Below are 22,512 nucleotides of genomic sequence, written 5' to 3' on the forward strand. Positions count from 1 at the left end.
TTGGGGCATTAGCGCCAAATCGCGGCGAAAGTCAAGAAAATCGCCCCAAAACGCCTTAACGGCGCACGGGAACTTCGACCAGAGCGTGCAAATCATGGATCAGGCAATTGGCGCCCGATCGCGCGTGGATCTTGTCGCGCTCGACGCAGATCTGGCCATCGGCGTTGCGTTCGACATAAAAACCGGAATAAAAATCATGCGCATGGCATGATTTATCCAGCCCTGCCGTCACCACCCGCGAATCGCGCAGAAAGAACAGCAGGCGGTTGCGCGGCGCGCTCTGAACGCTGACAATGGAGGAGGCGGGCAGGCATTTGCCCATATTGCGCTCTTCCAGCCGGGTGGAGCGATCCTCCTGATCATTCTCGATCACAAAGACCGGCGGCGGCACCGGCGGCCCCGGCGAAATGCGGATCGAGAACTGCTGCTGAATGCGGACCTGTTTGTATTCATCGTCCAGATCGAGGCCGCGCACTTGCACAGCATGCCAGACTTTTTCGCCCGTATCGACCAGCGAGGCGGCCACGGCCGGAGACTCGCCATGAATCAGCGCGCCAAGACCCAATGCCGCCACAGCTCCCCCAAGCACCCAACGGCCGCGGCGCAGCCCCGGACCGGCGCCCGTCTTGCGCCGCAAAAGGATCGGAAAGGGAAGCCTGGCCATATGTTTGCAAGGTTTGATCCTCCCATGCGGCAGGCCAAACGTGTAACCCTCATGTCTGTTTGTCGGACTTGTGACATAATCACATTTGTTTGAACAGCCGCTTAACCTGCGCCTTCTGGAAGCGGCGCAGGGTCTGTGGCATAGGGCGGGCCATGACCCGGAACGAAACCTTTCTCGCCGCCGCCGCCGCCCTTCTTGGCCCGCGCGGATTGACCTGTGATCCTGACCTTCTGGCGCCTTGGCTGACCGACTGGCGCGGGCGCTATACGGGCGCGGCCATGGGGCTGGCCTCGCCCGCCGACAGCGTCGAGCTGGCGCAACTGGTGACGCTGGCGGGCGAGCATAATGTGACGCTGGTGCCGCAGGGCGGCAATTCGGGGATGAGCGGCGGGGCAACGCCCGATGCCAGCGGGGCCTCGTTGCTGGTTTCGCTGCGACGGATGAATGCCATCGGGCCGATCGATCTGGAAAACCGCCGCGTCACCTGCGGGGCGGGCGTGGTGCTGCAAAACCTGCATGAGGCCGCCGAGGCCGTGGGCCTGCGCTTCCCCCTCACGCTGGGCGGCAAGGGTTCGGCCACGGTGGGCGGGCTGATCTCGACCAATGCGGGCGGCACGCAGGTGCTGCGCCATGGCAATATGCGCGCGCAGGTGCTGGGGCTGGAGGCGGTGCTGGCCGACGGTTCGGTCTATTCCGCGCTGACGCCGCTGAAGAAGGACAATCGCGGTTTCGACCTCAAGCAATTGTTCATCGGGTCCGAGGGCACGCTGGGCATTATCACGGCCGCCACGCTGAAGCTCGAGCCTGCGCTGGCCGACCGGCGGGTGATCTGGGCCGGGGTCGAAAGCATTCAGGCCGCGCGCGCGCTGCTGCTCCATGCCGAAAAGGCCGTGGGCGAGGCGCTGGAAGGCTTTGAGGTGATCCCTCACCCCAGCCTTGAGGCCGTGTTCGAGTACGCACCCGACATGCGATCACCGCTGGAAGGCGCGCATGCATGGTATGCGCTGATCGAAGTGGTGGCCGATGCAGCCGATGCGCCGAGCCTGGGCGAGCGGGTCGAGGCGATGCTGGCCGAGGCGTTCGAGGCGGGGCTTTTGCAGGACGCGGCCATCGCCAACAGCGAGTCGCAAGCCGAGGCCTTTTGGGGCCTGCGCGAGACGGTGCCGATGGCCGAACGCAGCAAAGGGCCCGCCATGCAGCACGATATATCCGTTCCGGTGGAAAAAATGCCCGACTTCATCACCGACGCCATCGCACGCGTCGAGGCCGCCTATCCGGGCACACATGCGGTTGCTTTCGGGCACTTGGGCGATGGCAATGTGCATTTCCACGTAATCTCTCCGCCGGGCAGCGAAAGGGCCATCTGGGAGGCCGGGGACGGCAAGGCTATCAGCCGTTTTGTTCACGATTTGGTCACGCAATGGGGCGGCTCGCTGAGCGCCGAGCATGGCATTGGCCAGATGAAAGTATCAGAATTACAAAGGCTTGGTGATCCATCCTCGTTGGGTCTGATGCGTGCGGTCAAATCCGCGCTGGACCCCAAAGGATTGCTCAATCCGGGAAAGCTGCTGCCCTCGGAATGAAACCTTGCGGGGTGGCTTGCCTTGGGCAAAACCGCGCCCTATGGCCTGTAGCTTGAATATTGACCTTATGGGGCCTTTATCGCCCCAGTTTTCGGAGAGACCCCATGGCCAGCGCGCCGCAGAACGCCAACCTGCCGCTGTTCTACAACGACCTCGTTCCGCTCAACAGCCGGGACCACGCCAATTACAAGAGCCAGAGCACCGACAAGGCGACCTGGTTGATTGGCCAGCACGCCGTGCCGCTGACGGTCGAGGAATTCCCGCAGGCCGCGCGCCATTTCCCCATCGTGTTCTCCAGCGGCGATCAGCCGGTTCCGTTGGCGCTGATGGGCTTGAACGAAGGCGTGAACGTTTTCGTCGATGCCGAAGGCAAGCTGACCTCGGACGTTTATGTGCCGGCCTATGTCCGTCGCTATCCCTTCATGCTGGCCCGCCTGACGCCTGACGCGCAGGAACTCTCGCTCTGCTTTGACCCCACCACCAATCTGCTGGGCGAAGAAGTGGACGGCGCGGCGCTGTTCGATGGCGAAGCGCCCAGCGAAGCCACCAAGAACATGCTGCAGTTCTGCGAAAACTTCGAAGAAGCCGGCATGCGCACCGCCGCTTTCGTGGAAGAGCTCAAGAAGCACAACCTGCTGATGGAAGGCGAAGTCGCCATCCAGCAGGAAGGCACGGAACAGCCCTTCGTCTATCGTGGTTTCCAGATGGTCGATCAGGCCAAGCTGCGCGAAGTGCGCGGCGACGTGCTGCGCGGCTGGAACCAGTCGGGCCTGCTGCCGCTGCTGTTCGCCCACCTGTTCAGCCTCGATCTGCTGCGCGAAATCTTCGCCCGTCAGGTTCAGCTTGGCGTTGGCCCGGTGGTCCTGCCGCAGGTGGCCCCGGTCGCCTGAACGCATGGCGCGCCTTGATGCGTAATATCGGGGCCCATCGCGGGCCGTGATGAAGACAGACCCCGCCCGGCCCTGTGCCCGGCGGGGTTTTGTTTTCAAATGAACCAAAAAGGATAAATTTCAACTCGTCGCATTTTCTTTTCCAAGTGATGCATTTTATCACTAAACGCTTGCGGCGGCCAAAATGTCAGGGTAATACACAGTCATCCGGTTGGCGCTTCCCTCATGGCCCGACTGGATTGGTGCAACTTCGGTTGCACTTCCTCCCTGAACCTTGGCCACCTCGCGCATCGCGCGAGGTGGTTTTTTATGTGTCGCGCGGTTTATTCGGCCGCCTCGGCCCATGTTTCACCCGCCCGTCGCCCGCCCATCGCGGCCACCTGCGCGCCCAACGCAAGCACCAGCGAAGACAAGAGCGCCGCCATCGCACCAAAGCCCTTGCCGGTTTCGACCAATTGCGAATCGAGATAGGCGGCCCGGTCCACTTCGAGTTGCATGGCATGCACGCCCCGGCGCGGCGCGGCATGATGGTCCAGCGCAAACCCTCCGGCATAGGGCCGGTTGTGCGCGGCCAGCACGCCTCTCCCCGCGAAATGCGAGAAGGTCCGCGCCACCAGTTCGCCATGACAACTGGCCCCGAAACGGTCGCCCACTACGATCGAGGCGGCCTCCTGACCGATGATTCGCGGCAATGGCGGCATGGAGTGCAGATCGATCAGCAGCACCGCCCCCCAACGCTCGCGCTCCTGCGCCACCAGATTGGCCAGAGCGGTGTGATAGGGCCGGTGAATGCCCTCGATGCGCGCCTCGACCTCGCTCCATGACAGGCGCCCACGCCAGATCTCGCCCATGCCCGGCAGGCGGCGCGGCACAAGCCCCAGCCCGCTGCGCGCCCGGCCATTGGCAGGCCCCGGCCCCGGCGCAACAAGACCGAGCATATCCCAATCGACATCATCATCGGCGCGGTTAAGATCCAGCATCGCACGCGGCGCATGAGCCAGCATCAGCGCCGCCCCGGTTTCGCGCGCCACCGCCAGAGCCAGATGGTCCACCAGCCGATCCTCAAGCCGCAGCGCCGAAACATCGGGATAGCGCATCCGCGCCAACAGTTCGGGCGGATAGCGCCGCCCGCCATGGGGCGCGGCAATGACCACAGGCAAGCGCGAGACCGCAGGCGAGAGAATGGAAAAGGCCGCTTCGCCAAGCCCCGGAATCGCACCGCCATCGCGGCGCGTCACCCCCAGCGAATCGTACAGTTCAGGCCGATTTTGATCCATCGCTTTACAGTGCGGATTTCTCTCCCGCCTGTCAAAGTTAGCACCTTGGCGCCGGGGTGTTTCAAATCAGGGCATGCCCGAAATGCCGCGAGAAATCCTTTGCGGCGCGCGCTATAAGCGGCACAACGATAAAGAGAGAAAGCGCCATGATCCGAATCCTGCTTGCCGAAGACGAAGCCGCCATGCGCACCTATCTGGCCCGCGCGCTGGAAAACGCAGGCTATGACGTGGTGGCGGTGGATCGCGGCACGGCGGCCCTGCCTTATCTCGAACGCGAGCATTTCGACCTTTTGCTCTCCGACATCGTGATGCCCGAAATGGACGGCATCGAACTGGCCCAGCGCTGCGCCGAGGTCAGCCCCGACACCAAGGTGATCTTCATCACCGGCTTTGCCGCCGTCACGCTCAAGGCGAGCCGCGAGGCGCCCCAGGCCAAGGTGCTGTCCAAGCCCTTCCACCTGCGCGATCTGGTGGCCGAAGTGCAGCGCGTGTTTGGCCAGCCCAGCCAAATCAGCGTCTAAACAGGCCCTTACGCAAAAAAATTGCAATATTTCGCATAAGCCTCTTGCGCTAATCGAAGAGCACCGTTAGAGGCCGCGTCACACCCGGCGGACGCCAACAACGCCTACCGGGATGGACTTGAAAGTGTGGGCGTATAGCTCAGTGGTAGAGCACTGTGTTGACATCGCAGGGGTCGGAAGTTCAATCCTTCCTACGCCCACCATTCAAAAACCCGCCACGCCGCAAGGCTGGCGGGTTTTTTGTTTTACGCGCCTTTTGCGCGGTGCGTCGTGGCCTTCGGGGTAAATCTTTACCTCTGATCGCTAGAGCTTGGCTCATGATCTCTCCCCTGCCCTGCATTCCGGTCGGCTGCTGAACCCCATGTCGATTCGCGCATCCATCGCATGGTCCATGGCCACGCAATATTTGGCCTTTGTCATCCAGTTCGCGGTCAGCGTCATCATTTCGCGGCTTTATCTCAGCCCGGCGGAATTTGGCGTCTATTCGGTGGCGCTGGCGGCCTCGATGCTGGTGGCCATGTTTCAGGATGCCGGGATCACGCGGTTTGTTTCCGGGCAAAGGGCGATGGACCCGGCCCATGTGCGCGACTACGCCGGGGTGGCGGTTTCGATCGCCTGCGCCGTGGCGGCGGTGCTGGGCGCGCTGGCGCCGGTCATCAGCCATGTCTATCACGATCCCACGCTGATCCGGCTGACGCTGATCATTGCGGCGGCCAGTTTCATCAGCCCCTTTGCGCTGATCCCGGTGGGGCTGCTGACGCGCGAGATGAATTTCCGCGCGCTGTTTTTCGCCAATATCATCAGCGCCTTGTCCGGCGGCCTGCTCAGCATCTATCTGGCCGCGCATGGCACGGGGCCCGCCTCAATGGCATGGGGCCTGCTGCTGGCGGCGATTTTGCGCACCGGCATCGTCATGCGGTTTCGCCCGGTGGTGCCGCGCTTTCCGCGCGACTGGGCCACGGCGCGTCCGCTGCTTTCCTTCAGCGCCAATTCCTTTTTTATCAGCGCCAGCGGCGCCATCGGTATGCGGACCCAGGATCTGATCGTCGCGCGCCTGCTGGGCGTGACCGCCACCGGCCTGTTCAGCCGCGCCACTGCGCTTTCAGCCCAACTCTCGACGCTGGTGACCAGCGGGCTGACCTCGGTGTTCTATGCCGCCTTTGCGCGCAAACGCGATGCGGGCGATCCGCTGGCGCCGTCCTATCTGCATCTGACGGCCTGCAACACGGCGGTGAACTGGGCCGCGATGGTCGGGCTGGGGCTGGCGGCAGGGCCTTTGGTCCATTTGCTCTATGGGCCGAAATGGGCGGGCGTGGCGGTGCTGCTGAAATGGACGGCGCTGTCGGAAACGCTGTTCGTGGCGGTGCCGTTGCAGATGGATGTGCCGATCCTGCTGGGCCGCATCCGCACGCTGATCTGGGTAAACTGGATCGATACAGCGATCATCATCGGTTGTCTGACCGTGGCCTGTTTTATCGGGGTTGAGGCGGCTGCGGCCAGTCGGATCGTCTATGGCCTGCTCTGGGTCGGCATTTACGGGGTGTTTCTGGCGCGACTGATGCATTTCCGCTTTGTCGATCTGCTCAATATTTATTGGCGCAGCGCGGTGGCCGCCTATGGCGCGGGCATTCCGCTGATCATCGCGCAGGACTGGCTGGGCATGGGCGCGGGCGAGATCGGCTGGGGTCTGCTCATCGCCCTGTCGGTGGCGGGGATTCCGTGCTGGCTGGCCTGCCTGTTTTTGGTGCGCCATCCCGCCACAATCGAGATCCGCACCATCGCCGCGCGAGCCTATGCGATGGCGATGGGGCGTTTAGGCCCTCGCTCGGCGGCGTAATTGATCAGGCCGCCCGGCGGCCCAGACAGGTGGCGGCATAGCTGGCCGCCACGCGCAGTTCCAGTTCATCGCGGAACCGCTCGGCCGCCGTCCCCGCCCCAACCAGACGCCGCGCCGCGCAGCCAGCAATCTTGCGCCAATACCAGCGCTGGGCCAGCATGTTGGGCCGCGAGAGCAGCGTGTCGCAGGTCGCCAGATCGCGCCCTTCGCGCCGCGCCCATTGGCGGAAATACTCCCGGTTCACACGCGCCTCCTGCAACAGATGCGTCACGCCAAAATCGGGGCAATAGAACCCCCGCTTGCCCTGATCGGTCAGCCATTGGTTGAGCCAGCGGTCCTCTGCGGTGTTGAAACAATCGGGATAGGGGCCGAATTCCTCAAAGATTTTCGCCCGCAGCGCGCAATTGCCCTGCGTCAGCATGCCATGAAAGCCGGGCGCAAACTGGCGGCGTTGGGCGCCATGGTCAATGAAGCCCAACGCGCCGTTGAAACCGGCAGGGAGCCATTCGGGCAAGGCGCTGCCCTGAGGGAAAAGGACCGGCCCGGCAATGTAATCGGTGGCGGGATCGGCAAATTCGCGCGCAATAGCCTGCAGCCAGCCCGGCACAACGCGCTCATCATCGTCAAAGCAGGCGACGATCTGGCCACGCACATGGCGAAGGGCCGCGTTCAGCGCATGTTGCGGGCCGGGGCGTGCCTCATAGAGCGGCAGCAGCGCCTTGCCATAACGGGCCTGAAGTTCGGCCAGCACCGATTGCGTATTGTCGCTCGATGCATTGTCGACCACCAGCAGCCGGGCATTGACCCCGCGCGCATCGGCGGCAAAAAACGACGCCACCGCCTCAGGCAACATGTCGGCGCGATTGTGGGTGCGCAAAATGACATCGACATCAAGGGCATATAGCTCAGGGGCGGACATGCAAAGCTCCTTATCGGGGCGGCAAGCAGGCGCCCCGGCCGGATTACTCTAGGATTGGCGCGTTAAAATAGCCTTGCCCACGGGCGCGGGACCTGTGGAGAGGCGTTTATTTGCTATGACTTCGCAATATCAAAAACTATCTTTCATCGCATCGCCCAATGCGAAAACCCGCCCTTGCGCGGCGGAAATCCTATGCTAGGGGGAATGCAAGCCACTCCACCCCAGGGAACAAAAGCACATGGCAAAAATCAAGGTAGCCAACCCCGTTGTCGAGATCGACGGCGATGAAATGACCAAGATCATTTGGCAGTGGATCCGTGAACGACTGATCCTGCCCTATCTGGACATCGACCTGAAGTATTACGACCTGTCGGTGGAAAACCGTGACGCGACCAACGACCAGGTGACGGTCGATTCGGCCAACGCGATCAAGGAATATGGCGTTGGCGTGAAGTGCGCCACCATCACCCCCGACGAAGCCCGCGTTGAAGAATTCAACCTCAAGGAAATGTGGAAGAGCCCCAACGGCACGATCCGCAACATCCTTGGCGGCGTTGTGTTCCGCGAGCCCATCGTGATCTCGAACGTGCCCCGTCTGGTGCCGGGCTGGACCGACCCCATCGTGGTTGGCCGTCACGCCTTTGGCGACCAGTATCGCGCCACCGACTTCCTCGTCCCCGGTCCGGGCCGTCTGCGCCTCGTGTTCGAAGGCGACGATGGTCAGGTGATCGACCGCGAAGTGTTCAAGTTCCCCTCGTCGGGCGTCGCCATGTCGATGTACAACCTCGACGATTCGATCCGCGATTTCGCCCGCGCCTCGTTCAACTATGGCCTGTCGCTGGGCTGGCCGGTGTATCTGTCGACCAAGAACACCATCATCAAAAAGTATGACGGTCGCTTCAAGGACCTGTTCGCCGAAGTCTTCGCCACCGAAGGTTTCGCCGAAAAGTTCAAGGAAGCCGGCATCCACTACGAACACCGCCTGATCGACGACATGGTGGCCTCGGCCCTCAAGTGGTCGGGCAAGTTCGTCTGGGCGTGCAAGAACTATGACGGCGACGTGCAGTCGGACACCGTTGCGCAGGGCTTTGGCTCGCTGGGCCTGATGACCTCGGTTCTGATGTCGCCCGATGGCAAGACCGTCGAAGCCGAAGCCGCCCACGGCACCGTGACGCGTCACTATCGCCAGCACCAGCAGGGCAAGGCGACCTCGACCAACCCGATCGCCTCGATCTTCGCCTGGACGCGCGGCCTGATCTATCGCGGCCGCTTCGACAACACCCCCGAAGTGGTGAAGTTCGCCCAGACGCTGGAACGCGTCTGCATCGAAACCGTTGAAAGCGGCAAGATGACCAAGGACCTCGCGCTGCTGATCGGCCCCGAACAGGGCTGGCTGACGACCGAAGCGTTCTTCGAAGCCATCGTGCAGAACCTCGAAGCCGAAATGGCCAAGGAAGCGTAATCGCTCCCCGACCATTCGACGACGAAAAGAGAGGCTCGGGAAACCGGGCCTCTTCTTTTTTGCGTATGCCGCGGAGATGCCGGACCAATAAAAAGGGCGCCTGCGTTAACAGGCGCCCTTCAGCTTCCCCCCTGAAAGAGGGTCATCAGGGTCTTAGCCGCCCTTCTGTTCCGATGCCGCCCGCTTGCGGGCAATATATTGCAATTCGCCCAGCGCGATCTTGTTTTGCGGATCGTCGCTCAGGCTGTCCCGATAGGCTTTCTCCCCACCTTCGAGATCCCCTTTATCCACCAGCAGATTGCCGATACCGCGCAGGGCCGCCGCGCGATACTTCTGCTGCCCCGGCGCCGAAGCCAGTTCGGCGGCATGGCGATAGGTTTCCATCGCGCTCACCTTGTCGCCGCTGGCCCGATAGGCATAGGCCAGTTCGACAAAATAGCGCGGATAATCAGGCGAAAGCTGAGTCAGCTGCTCAAGCGCATCCACCGCATCGGCCCGGCGCCCCAGTTCGGTCAACGCAAAGGCGCGCAGATAGAGCGCATCGCACAGATCGGCATCAAGGACCCGCACGCCGCGCTTGGCGACGCCATCATGTTGGCAATAGGGCCGCGCCCCGCCCTTGGCCGCCGATTGCAGCTTGCCCATCGCCGGTTCCAGCAAGGCCAGCGCATCGGCCGACCGGCCCGAACGCATCAGATCCATGGCCGCCGCGACCGGCGAGAGCGCCATCGAGGTCGAAGGCGTCTCCACCTGAACGGCGGCGGCCATGGTCACCGGCGCGGCAAGATCGGCCGCCTGAGCAGGAACGGCGAGCACGCCCGCGGCCGAAACCGCATATCCCGCCAACAGCAACCAAATCCGCTTACCGGCATTACGCATCCAACAAATCCCCAAACTTCTTTTCGTTGGGATCAGGCTAACCGATTCGCCCCAACCGGAAAAGCGAAAAATGCAATGGATGTTGCATAGTTTGCAACTAATGGTCTTTTTATGACTAAGTCATGACAAAACCGCCACATTCCATGTCTGCGCCCGATCCAGCCGTGACATGGTCGCCCCCATGGCCTAGCCTGCCTGCATGGCTCATGTTTCCTTCTCTCCTTCGACGCCGCTGGGCGATGCGCTGGTCATTTTGGGCGCGGCAGGCATCGTTATCCCGGTTTTCGCCCGTTTTCGCATCACGCCGGTGATCGGCTTCATTCTGGTCGGCCTGCTGGTGGGCCCCTATGGCCTTGGCCGCCATGTGGCCGACGCGCCATGGCTGGCCTTTGTCACGATCACCGATGCGCAGGCGCTGGCGCCTTTTGCCGAATTCGGCATCATCCTGCTGCTGTTCTCGGTCGGGCTTGAACTGTCTTTCGACCGCCTCTGGGCGATGCGCAAACAGGTGCTGGGTCTGGGCGCGGCGGAATTGCTGCTGGCGGCGCTCGCGCTGGGGGTCGGGCTGAAACTGATGGGGCAAAGCGCGGCCGGCTCGATCGGACTGGGCTTTGCGCTGTCCATGTCCTCTACCGCGCTGGTGCTGCCCATCGCCGGATCAACCACGCCGGTCGGCCGCGCCGCGCTGGCCATGCTGCTGTTCGAGGATCTGGCACTCGTGCCGATCATATTCCTGCTGGGCGCTCTGGCCCCCCGGGCCGAGGGCGCGGGCTGGATGGAACTGGCGCAGACGCTGGGTTACGGGGCGCTGGTCGTAGCGGTGCTGATGGTGTTCGGGCGCTATCTGCTGCCCCATCTGTTCGCCCAGGCCGCGCGCACCAAAAGCCCCGAACTCTTCCTTTCGGCCAGCCTGCTGGTGGTCATCGTCGCGGCGCTGGCCACGGCCGGGGTGGGCCTTTCGCCCATCGTTGGCGCGCTGATCGCAGGCCTGCTGATCGCCGAAACCGAGTACCACACCGAGGTCGAAGGCATAACCGCGCCCTTTAAGGGATTGGCTTTGGGCGTTTTTCTGATCACCGTCGGCATGAGCATCGATCTGGCCGCCGTTGCCCGCAACTGGGTGATGATCATCGCGGCCACCACCGGCGTGGTCGTGGTCAAGGCGGTGGTCATGGCAGGCATCCTGCATCTGACCGGAGCGCGGCGTGGTGTCGCCACCGAGGCGGGCATTCTGATGTCCAGCCCTTCGGAAACCACGCTGATCGTGCTGGCGACCGCCAGCGGCGCGTCGCTGATCGCGCCATCGACGGCGCAATTCTGGCAGACGGTGACCGCGCTCGGCCTGACGGTGACGCCCCTTCTGGCATGGGCAGGGCGACGCCTAGCGCGCCGGGTCGATGCCGCGGCCCAGCAAGGGCTGGAACTGGACGAGAAAAGCGCGCCCCATGCCGTCATCATCGGCTTTGGCCGGGTGGGCCAACTGGTGGCCGATATGCTCAAGGCGCATGACAAGCCCTATATGGGCATCGATTCCGATCCCGATCTGATCGCGGGCGCCGTGCGCCAGGGCTATCGCGCCACTTTCGGCGAGGCCTCTTCGAGCCATATGCTCGAAAGGCTTGGCCTTGACCGCGCCAATTGCGTCATCCTGACCATGGACGAGCCCCGCACCGCGCAGCGTCTGGTCAAGAAATTGCGCACGCAATATCCCGATCTGCCGATTTTGGCCCGTGCCCGCGATACGGTCCATGCCGCCGCGATGTATCGCGCCGGGGCCACCCACGCGATCCCCGAAACTTTGGAGGCAACCCTGCAATTGTCCGAGGCCGTGCTGGTCGAACTGGGCGTGCCGATGGGATTTGTCATCGCCTCGATCCACGAAAAGCGTGACGAATACCGCGAAGTCATCATGCATGACGGCGGTTTGAGCGAGAAGCCCAAGCTGAAAAGTTCCACGCTGCGCGAAAGGGCCGGATGATTCCACCAACCGCCGGAGCAGCCGCGCGACCGGCGGCATCGGCTTGAACGGCTTAAAAAAAGGGGCCGTCGCAGATTGCGCTGCGACGGCCCCTCTTTTTCAATCTATATCAAAGACTTCAGCCAGCGATGACAGCCTTCACCGCAGCAATCGCCTCAACCGCCTTCGAACCATCCGGCCCGCCGCCCTGCGCCATGTCCGGACGGCCGCCGCCGCCCTTGCCACCCAGCGCCGCAACACCCGCACGCACCAGATCGACCGCGCTGACCTTGGCCGTCAGATCCTCGGTCACGGCCGCCGCAATCGCGCCCTTGCCGTCATTGACCGCCACGATCACCGCCACGCCGCTGCCCATCCGCTGCTTGGCGGTATCGAGCAGGCCGCGCAATTCCTTGGCGTCCAAACCATCAATCACCTGACCGCTGAAGGTCACGCCATTGATCGTCTCGTCCGCTGCCTGCGCCGCCGCGCCGCCGCCGCCCAGAGCCAGCGCCTTCCTGGCCTCGGCCAGTTCGCGCTCCAACTTCTTGCGCTCGTCGAGCAGCGCCACGACGCGCGCCTCGACCTCGTCGGGCGTGGTGCGCAGTGCCGCAGCAGCAGCCTTCAACTGTTCCTCGCGGTTCACGAACCATTGGCGCGCGCCCTCGCCGGTCAGTGCCTCGATCCGGCGAACACCGCTCGACACCGCGCTTTCGCTCACGATCCGCAGCACCCCGATATCGCCCAGCGCCCGCACATGGGTGCCGCCGCAAAGCTCAACCGAGAAATTCTTGCCATCGGCCTTGCTGCCCATCGACAGAACACGGACTTCCTCACCGTATTTCTCGCCAAACAGCGCCATAGCGCCCGCAGAGATCGCGTCTTCCGGGCTCATCAGGCGGGTGTTGACCACCTCATTGCCACGAATCTCGGCGTTCACTTCGGCCTCGATCGCCGCAATATCTTCCGCCGTCAGCGCTGTGGGCTGCGAAAAGTCAAAGCGCAGGCGCTCCGGCGCGACCAGCGAGCCCTTCTGCGTGACATGCCCACCCAGACGATTGCGCAGAGCCGCATGCAGCAAATGCGTCGCCGAGTGGTTCGCGCGGATCGCGTCACGACGCGCGACATCAATCGAGAGGACAACCGCATCCCCAACCTTGACGCTGCCGCTATCGACCTTGCCGCCATGAGCGTGCAACCGCCCGAGCGGCTTGGCCGTGTCCGCAATCGTGATGCTCAGGCCATCGGCACCGGTGATCGTCCCGGCATCACCCATCTGGCCGCCCGATTCGCCGTAGAAAGGCGTCTGGTTGGTGATGATCGTCACCGCGTCGCCCGCGGTGGCGCTGTCAACTTCCTTGCCATCCTTGACGATGGCCACGATCTGCGCCTCGCCGGTGGTGCTGGTATAGCCGGTGAACTCGGTGGCACCGACGCGCTCGGCTATGTCGAACCACACTTCGCCTGCGGCAGCCTCGCCGCTGCCCTTCCATGCCGCACGCGCGGCGGCCTTTTGCTGAGCCATGGCGGCGTCGAAGCCGTCCTTGTCAACACTGATCCCGCGCGAACGCAGCGCGTCCTCGGTCAGGTCATAGGGGAAGCCATAGGTGTCATAGAGCTTGAAGGCGGTTTCGCCAGCCAAAGTGCCGCCCTCACCCAGACCATCGGTGGCCTCGTCGAGCAGCTTGAGCCCCTTATCAAGCGTCTGGCGGAACTTGGTTTCCTCGCGCTCCAGCACTTCCTGGATCAATGCCTGCGCCCGGCCCAGTTCAGGATAGGCCGCACCCATTTCCGTCACCAGCGACGGCACCAGGCGGTGCATCAACGGGTCCTTCGCACCCAGCAGATGGGCGTGACGCATCGCGCGGCGCATGATACGGCGCAACACATAACCACGCCCTTCATTGCTGGGCAGCACGCCGTCGGCCAGCAGAAAGCTGGTGGAACGCAAATGGTCCGCAATCACGCGATGGCTGGCACGGCTGTCGCCCTCGGCCTTCACACCGGTCAGCGATTCGCTCGCCGCGATCAGCGCCTTGAACGTGTCGATGTCGTAATTGTCATGCTCACCCTGCATGACGGCGGCAATGCGCTCCAGCCCCATGCCGGTGTCGATGCTCGGCTTGGGCAGGCTCAGGCGGGTGCCATCGGCCTGCTGCTCGAACTGCATGAACACGAGATTCCAGATCTCGATAAAACGGTCGCCATCTTCCTCAGGCGAGCCCGGAGGGCCACCCCAGATATGGTCGCCATGGTCGAAGAAAATTTCGCTGCACGGCCCGCAAGGCCCGGTATCACCCATCGACCAGAAATTGTCGCTGGTCGGGATGCGGATGATGCGATCTTCCGACAGGCCCGCAATCTTCTGCCACAGGCCAAAGGCCTCATCATCGGTGTGATAGACGGTGACCAGCAACTTCTCCTTGGCCAGCCCCCATTCCTTGGTCAGCAAGGTCCAGGCATGAGTAATGGCCTGTTCCTTGAAATAATCGCCGAAAGAGAAATTCCCCAGCATTTCAAAGAATGTATGGTGACGCGCCGTATAACCGACATTGTCGAGATCGTTATGCTTGCCGCCGGCGCGCACGCATTTCTGGCTGCTGGTGGCACGCGGGATCGCTCGCGTCTCCAATCCCGTAAAGACGTTCTTGAACGGGACCATGCCCGCATTCGTGAACATCAACGTCGGATCGTTATAGGGCACGAGCGGCGCGGACGGCACCACATCATGGCCATTCGAGCCAAAGTATTCGAGAAAGGAGCGGCGGATGTCGTTCGTCGAGATCATGGGGCTTGCCGATAAGCTACCAAAGGGCGGCGGACAAGCAGGAAGGCACTATCAGAGCCATCGTTTTTACCGAACAGCGCAAGGTTTTGCCCAGTTTCGACTGATTGTTCCCGCCCGTATCCAAAAAATCGGGGGCGCAAGAGAGAAATTCGCCCGCGCCCCCGCCTGTTTTCAGCCTTCAACCGAAGGAATCACGCGTCGTCTTCGGCCTCAGGCCCGACCATCATCTCGCCCGCCAGACCCTCGGTCTGCGCACGGATGGCGGTTTCGATGCGATCGCGCACTTCGGGATGCTCGCGCAAATAGTTCTTCGAATTCTCACGTCCCTGCCCGATTCTGATCGAATCATAGCTGAACCACGCGCCCGACTTCTCGACGATCCCGGCCTTCACGCCCAGGTCGAGGATTTCGCCGATCTTGGAAATGCCCTCGCCATACATGATGTCGAATTCGACCTGCTTGAAGGGCGGCGCCACCTTGTTCTTCACCACCTTCACACGGGTCGCATTGCCGACGATATCGTCGCGATCCTTGATCTGGCCTGTGCGGCGAATGTCCAGACGCACCGAAGCGTAGAACTTGAGCGCATTGCCGCCCGTCGTGGTTTCCGGATTGCCGTACATCACACCGATCTTCATACGCACCTGATTGATGAAGATCACCATGCAGCGCGAGCGGCTGATCGAACCGGTCAGCTTGCGCAGAGCCTGGCTCATCAGGCGGGCCTGAAGGCCGACATGACTGTCGCCCATTTCGCCCTCGATTTCGGCCCGCGGCACCAGCGCGGCCACCGAGTCGACCACCAGCACGTCAATCGCGTTCGAACGCACCAGCGTATCGACGATCTCCAGCGCCTGCTCGCCGGTATCGGGCTGAGAAACGATCAGATTGTCAATATCGACGCCCAGCTTCTTGGCATAGACCGGGTCGAGCGCGTGTTCGGCGTCCACAAAGGCCGCCGTGCCGCCACCCTTCTGCGCCTCGGCAATCGCATGCAGCGCCAGCGTGGTCTTGCCCGAGCTTTCCGGCCCATAGATTTCCACGATGCGCCCGCGCGGCAAGCCGCCAATTCCCAGAGCAATATCAAGGCCCAGCGATCCGGTGGAAATCGCTTCCACCTGCATGGCTTCCTTGGCCCCCAGACGCATGGCAGAACCCTTGCCAAACGCCCGATCAATTTGTGCCAATGCGGCTTCCAGCGCCTTTTGACGGTCCATGCTGTCCTTGTCCTTGCCTTCCTGAATCAGCTTGAGTTGAGCTGCCACGTGCCGTCTCCTTGCTAAGGCGCTGTTGCCAAAGGTCAACACGGCATTGTGTATCGGATTTGTTCCATTAGAACAAGAGCGGAACAAAATTATTCCAACCGCTCAACTCAAGCCTTTTTCCCCGCCCGTTTGGCCAGTACTCCAGCCACTTTTCCCGCAATCTGGTTTACGGAAAAAGGCTTAGGTATGAAATACATATTCTCGATATCGATCTCGCGCCGCAACTGCTCTTCGGCATAACCTGACATAAACAATACCGGCAAATCGGGCTCAACAGCGCGGATTGCCCGCGCCATCGCCGGACCATCCATCACCGGCATCACCACATCGGAAACCACCATATCGAACATCGCGGCCCCCGAATCGCGCCGGGCCATCACCGCCTCGACGCCCTCCTCGCCATCGCCGGCCGTGGTCACCTGATAGCCCGCACGGCTGAGGGCCCTTTCAGCCACCACGCGCACCGCATCCTCATCCTCGACCAGCAGAATATCGCCGCCGCCCGCCCAGGCCGTTGCCTCCTCCAACGGGCGCGCCGCCGCCTCGACCGCGCCGTGATACACCGGCAGATAGACCGTGAAACGAGCGCCTGCCGCCACCCCGTCCTGCGCCGGAACATTATCGGCAAAAATGAAGCCGCCAGATTGCTTTACAATGCCATAGACCGTCGAAAGCCCCAGCCCCGTGCCGCGCCCCTGCTCCTTGGTGGTGAAAAACGGTTCCCAGATCTTGCCCAGAATATCGGCCGGAATGCCCCCGCCCGTGTCGCGCACCACCAGCGCCGTGTAATCGGCAATCGGCAGAATATCGCTGCCCATCGCGCGCACATCGGCCGCCGAAACGCGCCGCGTGGCCAGCATCAGCGCCCCGCTGCCATCGCCGCCCACCTTGCGGGAGGCCTCCTGCATCGCGTCGCGCGCATTGACCACAAGATTGACGATCACCTGCTCCACCTGCGTCGGATCGGCCCGCACAGCGCCCAGATCGCGGTCATGGCTGACCTCCAGACGGATCTTCTCGCCAATCAGGCGGCGCAGCATCTGGGTAATATCTGAAACGATATCAGGTAATTGCAGGACCTGAGGCCGCAAGGTCTGCTGGCGGCTGAAGGCCAGCAACTGCCGCGTCAGGCTGGCCGCGCGGTTCGAATTGGCGCGGATCTGCTGAATGTCGTCATAATCGCTGTCGCCCGGCGTATGGCGCAAAAGCATGAGATCGCAGGTGCCGATGATCGCGGTCAGCACATTGTTGAAATCATGGGCCACCCCGCCCGCCAACTGGCCAACGGCCTGCATTTTGGTCGCCTGCGCCACCTGACGCTTGAGCCGCGTTTCCTCGGTGGTATCGGTCAGGCCCAGCAGCACCGCCGCCTCGCCCAGCCCGCGCACGCCCGCAAGGCTGAGCGAGACCGGATCCTCAGGCTGCGCCGCCAGACGCACCGCGACATCCCCGCTGGTTGCCGCGCCATAGCCAAACCGGCGCACCGCATCGGCCAGCGCCGCCTTATCCTCGCGCACCACCAGATCGGTGGGATAGGTAGGAACATCCCCCCCCTCGCGCCCCGCCGCGCGCATGAAGGCGGCATTGGCAAAGAGCAGCCGCCCATCGCGATCCGCCATAGCCAGCCCCAGCGGCAATCCGCCCAGCAGCGCCTGCAAATGCGGCACCGCCGCGCTCACCTCGCCGCTGCCGCCCAGACCCACCCCCTGATCGACCAGCAGCATCAGCGAGGGGCTTTGCTGCGGATCGGCCGGATCGGCCCCCTCCGGATCGACCAAAGGCAAATAAAACAGGGTCAACGGCACCGAGCGTTTGACATCATGAGCCCAGAAAATCCGGTCCTGCTCATCCTGCGCCAGCAGGCCGATGAAGGGCTGGCCCACCAACGGCACTTCCGCGCCCGACCTTTGGGCGAAGGCGCGGTTCGCGGCGCGTATCGTGCCGTCGGCCTGCACCAGAGCGGCGCAGAATCCGGCATGGCTCAGCACAACCCCCAGCTTGCCCGCCAGATGATCGCACAATTCGCCCACCGGATCAGGCGCATGCAGCCGACGCAGACGCCAGATCAGATAGGATTCAGCTCTGCCCGCGCGCGCCACCTCTATTTGCCAGAGGGCGCCATCGGGCGCGGCCACGCGGTCGGCCGCCGCCCCATCGCGCCAGGCCGCGCGCGCCAGATCCTCCAGAGCGCCCGCCGTATCGCCAAAGGGCAGCGCCGGCGGCGCCCATGCACCAAAATTCGCCTCGAAACCGCCATTGGCGCAAACCAGCCGCCCCGCGCGATCCACAATCGCCACCGCCGCATCGCCCTCGATCGCGGCAACCGTGACCGACCAGTCAGGCTCCACAGGCTCCGCATCCGGCGCCGCGCCCGGCCCGCGCCCCAACATCATGCCCGCCGCGCCCAGCACCAGCGCTCCGCCGACAAAGCCCGCCACCGCGCCCATCTGCCCTGTGGCCAGCCATACCAGCCCCGTGCTGACCACCAGTGCCGCGCCGACCAGCAGCAACGCCATCCCGCGCGCGGGCTGATCGCCGCGCTCCCGCTCCCCCGACATCATCATCCCGTTCAGCCCTGCGTGCCGGAGCGTTGCCGCCGCCGCGCATGACGCACCAGCACCACCCGCCGCCACACCAGCGCGGCCACCACATAACCGATCGCCGCGCTGACCACCGAGATCACGCCCAGCCCCAGCAGCAGCGCGGGCGCGCCATCCGAAAGCATCCAGCGGCTCCATTCCGTCAACCCTGCCCCGCTGCGATACAGGTGATCGAGCGTGCCCAGATCGGCGTGGAAACCGAAATTGTTGCCCACCGAAATCGCCCCCACCATGATGAAGGGCGTGGTGGCCGGATTGGAAAGGAAAGTCATCGCGCCCGCCAGCGGAATATTGCCCCGCCACGGCACGCACATCAGCGCCGCCCCCACCAGCTGCACACCGGGGATCAAGGCGAAAATACCGACCAGCAGGCCGACCGCCACCCCGCGCGGCACGCTGCGCCGGTTGAATCGCCACAGATCGGCGCGCAACACCAGGTGAGCAAAGGGGGCGATAATGCGGCTATTTTCCAAAGCCGCTCGGGTGGGCAGCAAGTTTCGCGCCCAATTGGACAGAGAAACGAGCCGCCGCCCGCTCACTTGTATTCCCTCATGATCCGGGCCTGATCCCGCTTCCAGTCGCGGTCCTTGATCGTGTTGCGCTTGTCGGCCACATTCTTGCCCTTGGCCAGCGCCAGTTCGACCTTGGCCCGGCCGCGACCGTTGAAATAGACCGAAAGCGGGACCAACGTCATGCCCTTGCGTTCCACCGCACCGGTCAGCTTGGCGATCTCGCGCTCGTGGAGCAGCAATTTGCGCGGGCGCTTGGGCTCATGGTTAAAGCGGTTGCCATGGCTGAATTCGGGAACATTGGCATTGACCAGCCAGACCTGACCATCGCGAACCTCGGCATAGGCCTCGGCAATCGAACCTTCGCCAAAACGCAGGCTCTTCACCTCGGTGCCGGTCAGGGCGATGCCTGCTTCCAGCTTGTCTTCAATGAAATAGTCGAAACGCGCGCGCCGATTTTCGGCAACGGTCTTTTTCTTGTCGAATTGGGTCGGAGTCGGACGGGCCATGATAATCCGCATGTAGGGAGAACAGGCCTCCAACGGAAGACCCTTGCCAGACCGTTTTCGAGCCAAACTGTGAAATGGGGGTAAAAACCGGCGAATGGTTGAAACAAAAAGGGCGGCCGTTGACCGACCGCCCCGTTTTGTCCGATGTCCAGCGGCTTAACGCAGGCGCACCACATTGTCCGAATGGCGCGGATCACGGCGGGTGCCGCAATATTGCGTCGCCATCGGCTCGTCGCGGACCTCGACCACCATGCCGGTGCCAAAGCCGTTGAAGCGCGTGCGCATCGCCGCACCATAGGCGCCCAGCATACCGATCTCGATATAGTCGCCCGGCTGAATATTGGCGGGCAGACGGAACGGCCCTTCCATATAGTCGGCATCATCGCAGGTCGGGCCGTAGAAGGCGAAGTCTTCCTCGGCGCTGTCTCGCTCGGCGTTCAGGCACTTGACCGGAAACCGCCATTCGACATGGGCCGCATCATAGAGCGCGCCATAGGCGCCCTCGTTGATGAACAGTTCGTTGCCGCGGCGCTTTTCCACCTGCACGATCATCGAATTATATTCCGCCGACAGCGCCCGGCCCGGTTCGCACCACAGTTCGGACGAATAGGACACCGGCAGCGATTCAGCGGCGCGGTGGATCGAGGCGAAATAATCCTCCATCGGCGCAGGCTCCATCCCCGGATAGATCGAGGGGAAGCCGCCGCCCACATCAATGATGTCCACCGTGATCGACGCATCGACAATCGCGGCGCGCACGCGCTCCAGCGCCTGAACATAGGCAAACGGCGTCATCGCCTGCGAACCGACGTGGAAGCAGATGCCGAGGCAGTCGGCAACCTGACGCGTGGCCTGCAGCAGCGGGGCCGCATCGGCCAGATCGATGCCGAACTTGGACGCGAGGCTCAGCTCGGAATATTCGCTCGACACGCGCAGACGCACGCAGAGCGAAAGGTCGGTGGCCGCATTGCCGTCACGGTCGCGGGTCGCCTCGACGATCTTTTCCAGCTCTTCCTGGCTGTCCAGGCTGAACGTGCGGACGCCATGGATGTGATAGGCCTCGTGGATCGCGGCCACGGGCTTGACCGGGTGCATAAAGCACAGGGTCGGCTCCGAGCCCAGCGTTTCGCGCACCAGACGCACTTCGGCGATGCTGGCGGTGTCGTAATGCGTGACGCCATTTTCCCACAGCACGGCCAACAGGTCGGGCGAAGGATTGGCCTTGACCGCATAGAGCGACTTGCCCGGAAACTTCTCGACAAAGAAGCGGGCAGCGCGCGCAGCGGCTTGCGGGCGATTGAGGATAACGGGTTCGTTGGGCGCGAGGGCGCGAACTACAGCCGATGCATCAAGATGAATGGACAACGCAAGGGACCCCCAATAGGCCATTCGGCCAAGATAAACACAATGGTGAAAAGCTGCCTTGCGGTTTGGAAGTCCCCATGGGGCAGCGAGGGGGGTGCATATAGGCCGTTTGTCGGGGGGTGCAAGCGGAAAAATCACGCTTCATCGCAGCTTTGAGCGCGAATGGCGGAAAACTGGCCTATCCTAAAATTATCCCAGAATCAGATGACATTTTCATGACAAAAGCAGAGCGGCGGGCCGCCCGGAACGGACAGCGCGCCAATCATGCAAAGCATTGAAATATAGACATTCAATCAGAGAATGACGCGATCAGCTCAAACGGTCGCGAAATGTCTCCCAACTGAAATGTTTCACACATTCCAGCGAATCATTCGCACTGTTCCATAGCCATATCGAGGGCAAAGGTACGCCGTTGAAGGTCGTGGTCTTGACCATCGAGTAATGCGCCTGATCAAGGAAGGCGAAACGCTCCCCCGGCTCGCAAGGCACCGGCAGGCGATAATCGCCGATGACATCGCCCGCCAGACACGAAGGCCCGCCCAGACGCACCGCTTCACCATCCTCGCGCTCGCCCAGCATGGCGGGTCGATAGGGCGCCTCGATCACATCGGGCATATGACAGGTGGCCGAAATATCGACGATGGCCACCGGGATGCCATTGGTATGGGTGTCCAGCACCGTGCCGATCAGAATGCCCGCGTCCAGCGCCACCGCCTCGCCCGGCTCCAGATAGAGTTCGCAGCCGGTCTGCGCCTTCACCGCCTTGAGGAAAGCAACCAGATCGTCGCGCTGATAATCGGCGCGGGTGATATGATGCCCGCCGCCAAAGTTCAGCCAGCGGATCGGCCCGCCGTTCACCGCCAGCCATGGCGCGATGGTGGGATAAAGCGCATGCCATGTACGCTGGAGCGGCTCGAAATCCTGCTCGCAGAGCGTGTGGAAATGCAGGCCCGTGACGCCTTCGAGATGTTCGGCCCTCACCTGATCGACCGGAAAGCCCAGACGCGAGCCCAGCGCGCACGGGTCGTATTTCTCGACCTCACCCTCGCGATGCAGCGGGTTGATGCGCAGGCCGATGTCGAAACCGCCGCCCTGCTGCGCCAAGATCGGGCGGAAGCGGGCAAGCTGCCCCGGCGAATTGAAGATCACATGGTCGGAGATCGCGCAAATCTCGGGCAAGTCCTCGGCCTTGTAGCCCGCACAATAGGTCGCGATCTCGCCCTTATAGGACTGCTGCGCCAGACGCGCTTCCCACAAGCCACTGGTGCAGACGCCATCGAGATATTCACCCACGACCGAAGCCACGCGCCACATCGAAAACGCCTTCATCGCGGCGAGAACCTTAATGCCCGCCCGGTCACGCACATCGGCCAGCACGGACAGATTGGCCCGCAGACGCGCCTCGTCCACCACAAAGGCGGGCGAATTCACGCGATTGAGGTCGAAATGCGCAAAGGCGCCCGGATCGCCTGCACGAGTTTCCATGC

Annotated in this window: 17 protein-coding genes and 1 tRNA gene; 7 read left to right on the forward strand and 11 right to left on the reverse strand. The window is 62.9% G+C overall.

What is annotated here, in order from left to right:
- Nucleotides 1-55 precede the first annotated feature (55 nt).
- Nucleotides 56-664 carry a hypothetical protein gene (locus PQ457_RS08590; protein ID WP_273616472.1) on the reverse strand — a complete coding sequence of 203 codons (609 nt, stop codon included), beginning with the start codon at nt 662-664 and terminating at the stop codon, nt 56-58.
- A gap of 152 nt (nt 665-816) precedes the next feature.
- On the opposite strand from PQ457_RS08590, the gene PQ457_RS08595 reads away from it, so the two are divergent.
- Entirely contained in the window at nt 817-2,247 is a 1,431-nt protein-coding gene (locus PQ457_RS08595) for an FAD-binding oxidoreductase (RefSeq protein WP_273616473.1), read from the forward strand.
- A gap of 104 nt (nt 2,248-2,351) precedes the next feature.
- Complete coding sequence (locus PQ457_RS08600; protein WP_273616474.1) at nt 2,352-3,137, forward strand: SapC family protein; 786 nt, start codon at nt 2,352-2,354, stop codon at nt 3,135-3,137.
- 323 nt (nt 3,138-3,460) lie between these two features.
- Here PQ457_RS08600 and PQ457_RS08605 read toward each other — a convergent pair whose 3' ends face one another.
- Nucleotides 3,461-4,414 (reverse strand): N-formylglutamate amidohydrolase, encoded by a 954-nt coding sequence (locus PQ457_RS08605; RefSeq protein ID WP_273616475.1) that lies wholly within the window; start codon nt 4,412-4,414, stop codon nt 3,461-3,463.
- A gap of 146 nt (nt 4,415-4,560) precedes the next feature.
- Between PQ457_RS08605 and cpdR the strand changes: the two genes are divergently transcribed.
- The 3 genes from cpdR to PQ457_RS08620 all read left to right on the forward strand — a co-directional run bounded on the left by cpdR (nt 4,561) and on the right by PQ457_RS08620 (nt 6,772).
- Complete coding sequence (gene cpdR, locus PQ457_RS08610; protein ID WP_168604570.1) at nt 4,561-4,935, forward strand: cell cycle two-component system response regulator CpdR; 375 nt, start codon at nt 4,561-4,563, stop codon at nt 4,933-4,935.
- 128 nt (nt 4,936-5,063) lie between these two features.
- Nucleotides 5,064-5,138 (forward strand) — tRNA-Val (locus PQ457_RS08615).
- 188 nt (nt 5,139-5,326) lie between these two features.
- Nucleotides 5,327-6,772 carry an oligosaccharide flippase family protein gene (locus PQ457_RS08620; RefSeq protein WP_273616476.1) on the forward strand — a complete coding sequence of 482 codons (1,446 nt, stop codon included), beginning with the start codon at nt 5,327-5,329 and terminating at the stop codon, nt 6,770-6,772.
- 4 nt (nt 6,773-6,776) lie between these two features.
- Here the strand turns inward: PQ457_RS08620 and PQ457_RS08625 are convergent, their stop codons facing one another.
- The gene (locus tag PQ457_RS08625; RefSeq protein ID WP_273616477.1) at nt 6,777-7,691 is read right to left on the reverse strand and encodes a glycosyltransferase family 2 protein; all 915 of its coding nucleotides are present in this window, start codon (nt 7,689-7,691) and stop codon (nt 6,777-6,779) included.
- Nucleotides 7,692-7,929: 238 nt separating this feature from the next.
- Here PQ457_RS08625 and PQ457_RS08630 point away from each other — a divergent pair, with 238 nt between their 5' ends.
- Nucleotides 7,930-9,153: an NADP-dependent isocitrate dehydrogenase gene (locus PQ457_RS08630; protein WP_273616478.1), complete on the forward strand. Its 1,224-nt coding sequence runs from the start codon at nt 7,930-7,932 to the stop codon at nt 9,151-9,153.
- 153 nt (nt 9,154-9,306) lie between these two features.
- Here PQ457_RS08630 and PQ457_RS08635 read toward each other — a convergent pair whose 3' ends face one another.
- Entirely contained in the window at nt 9,307-9,969 is a 663-nt protein-coding gene (locus tag PQ457_RS08635; protein ID WP_273616479.1) for a tetratricopeptide repeat protein, read from the reverse strand.
- A gap of 262 nt (nt 9,970-10,231) precedes the next feature.
- Between PQ457_RS08635 and PQ457_RS08640 the strand changes: the two genes are divergently transcribed.
- Complete coding sequence (locus tag PQ457_RS08640; RefSeq protein WP_273616480.1) at nt 10,232-12,010, forward strand: cation:proton antiporter domain-containing protein; 1,779 nt, start codon at nt 10,232-10,234, stop codon at nt 12,008-12,010.
- Nucleotides 12,011-12,128: 118 nt separating this feature from the next.
- Here PQ457_RS08640 and alaS read toward each other — a convergent pair whose 3' ends face one another.
- The 7 genes from alaS to PQ457_RS08675 form a co-directional block, all read right to left on the reverse strand.
- The gene (gene alaS / locus PQ457_RS08645; protein WP_273616481.1) at nt 12,129-14,777 is read right to left on the reverse strand and encodes an alanine--tRNA ligase; all 2,649 of its coding nucleotides are present in this window, start codon (nt 14,775-14,777) and stop codon (nt 12,129-12,131) included.
- A gap of 191 nt (nt 14,778-14,968) precedes the next feature.
- Nucleotides 14,969-16,042, reverse strand: a complete 1,074-nt coding sequence (gene recA / locus PQ457_RS08650) for a recombinase RecA (protein ID WP_273616482.1) — start codon at nt 16,040-16,042, stop codon at nt 14,969-14,971.
- 107 nt (nt 16,043-16,149) lie between these two features.
- Nucleotides 16,150-18,606 (reverse strand): hybrid sensor histidine kinase/response regulator, encoded by a 2,457-nt coding sequence (locus tag PQ457_RS08655; protein ID WP_273616483.1) that lies wholly within the window; start codon nt 18,604-18,606, stop codon nt 16,150-16,152.
- 5 nt (nt 18,607-18,611) lie between these two features.
- On the reverse strand, nt 18,612-19,076 hold the full coding sequence (locus PQ457_RS08660; protein WP_273616484.1) for a DUF2062 domain-containing protein: 465 nt from the start codon (nt 19,074-19,076) through the stop codon (nt 18,612-18,614).
- A gap of 101 nt (nt 19,077-19,177) precedes the next feature.
- A complete protein-coding gene (gene smpB / locus PQ457_RS08665) occupies nt 19,178-19,660 on the reverse strand; it encodes an SsrA-binding protein SmpB (protein WP_273616485.1) in 483 nt (160 codons plus the stop codon).
- A gap of 156 nt (nt 19,661-19,816) precedes the next feature.
- Complete coding sequence (locus PQ457_RS08670) at nt 19,817-21,025, reverse strand: type III PLP-dependent enzyme domain-containing protein (protein WP_273616486.1); 1,209 nt, start codon at nt 21,023-21,025, stop codon at nt 19,817-19,819.
- A 309-nt stretch (nt 21,026-21,334) separates the two neighbouring features.
- Complete coding sequence (locus tag PQ457_RS08675; RefSeq protein ID WP_273616487.1) at nt 21,335-22,510, reverse strand: carboxynorspermidine decarboxylase; 1,176 nt, start codon at nt 22,508-22,510, stop codon at nt 21,335-21,337.
- Nucleotides 22,511-22,512 lie beyond the last annotated feature (2 nt).

Origin of the sequence: Novosphingobium humi, from assembly GCF_028607105.1 — a bacterium.
Lineage (GTDB): Bacteria > Pseudomonadota > Alphaproteobacteria > Sphingomonadales > Sphingomonadaceae > Novosphingobium > Novosphingobium humi.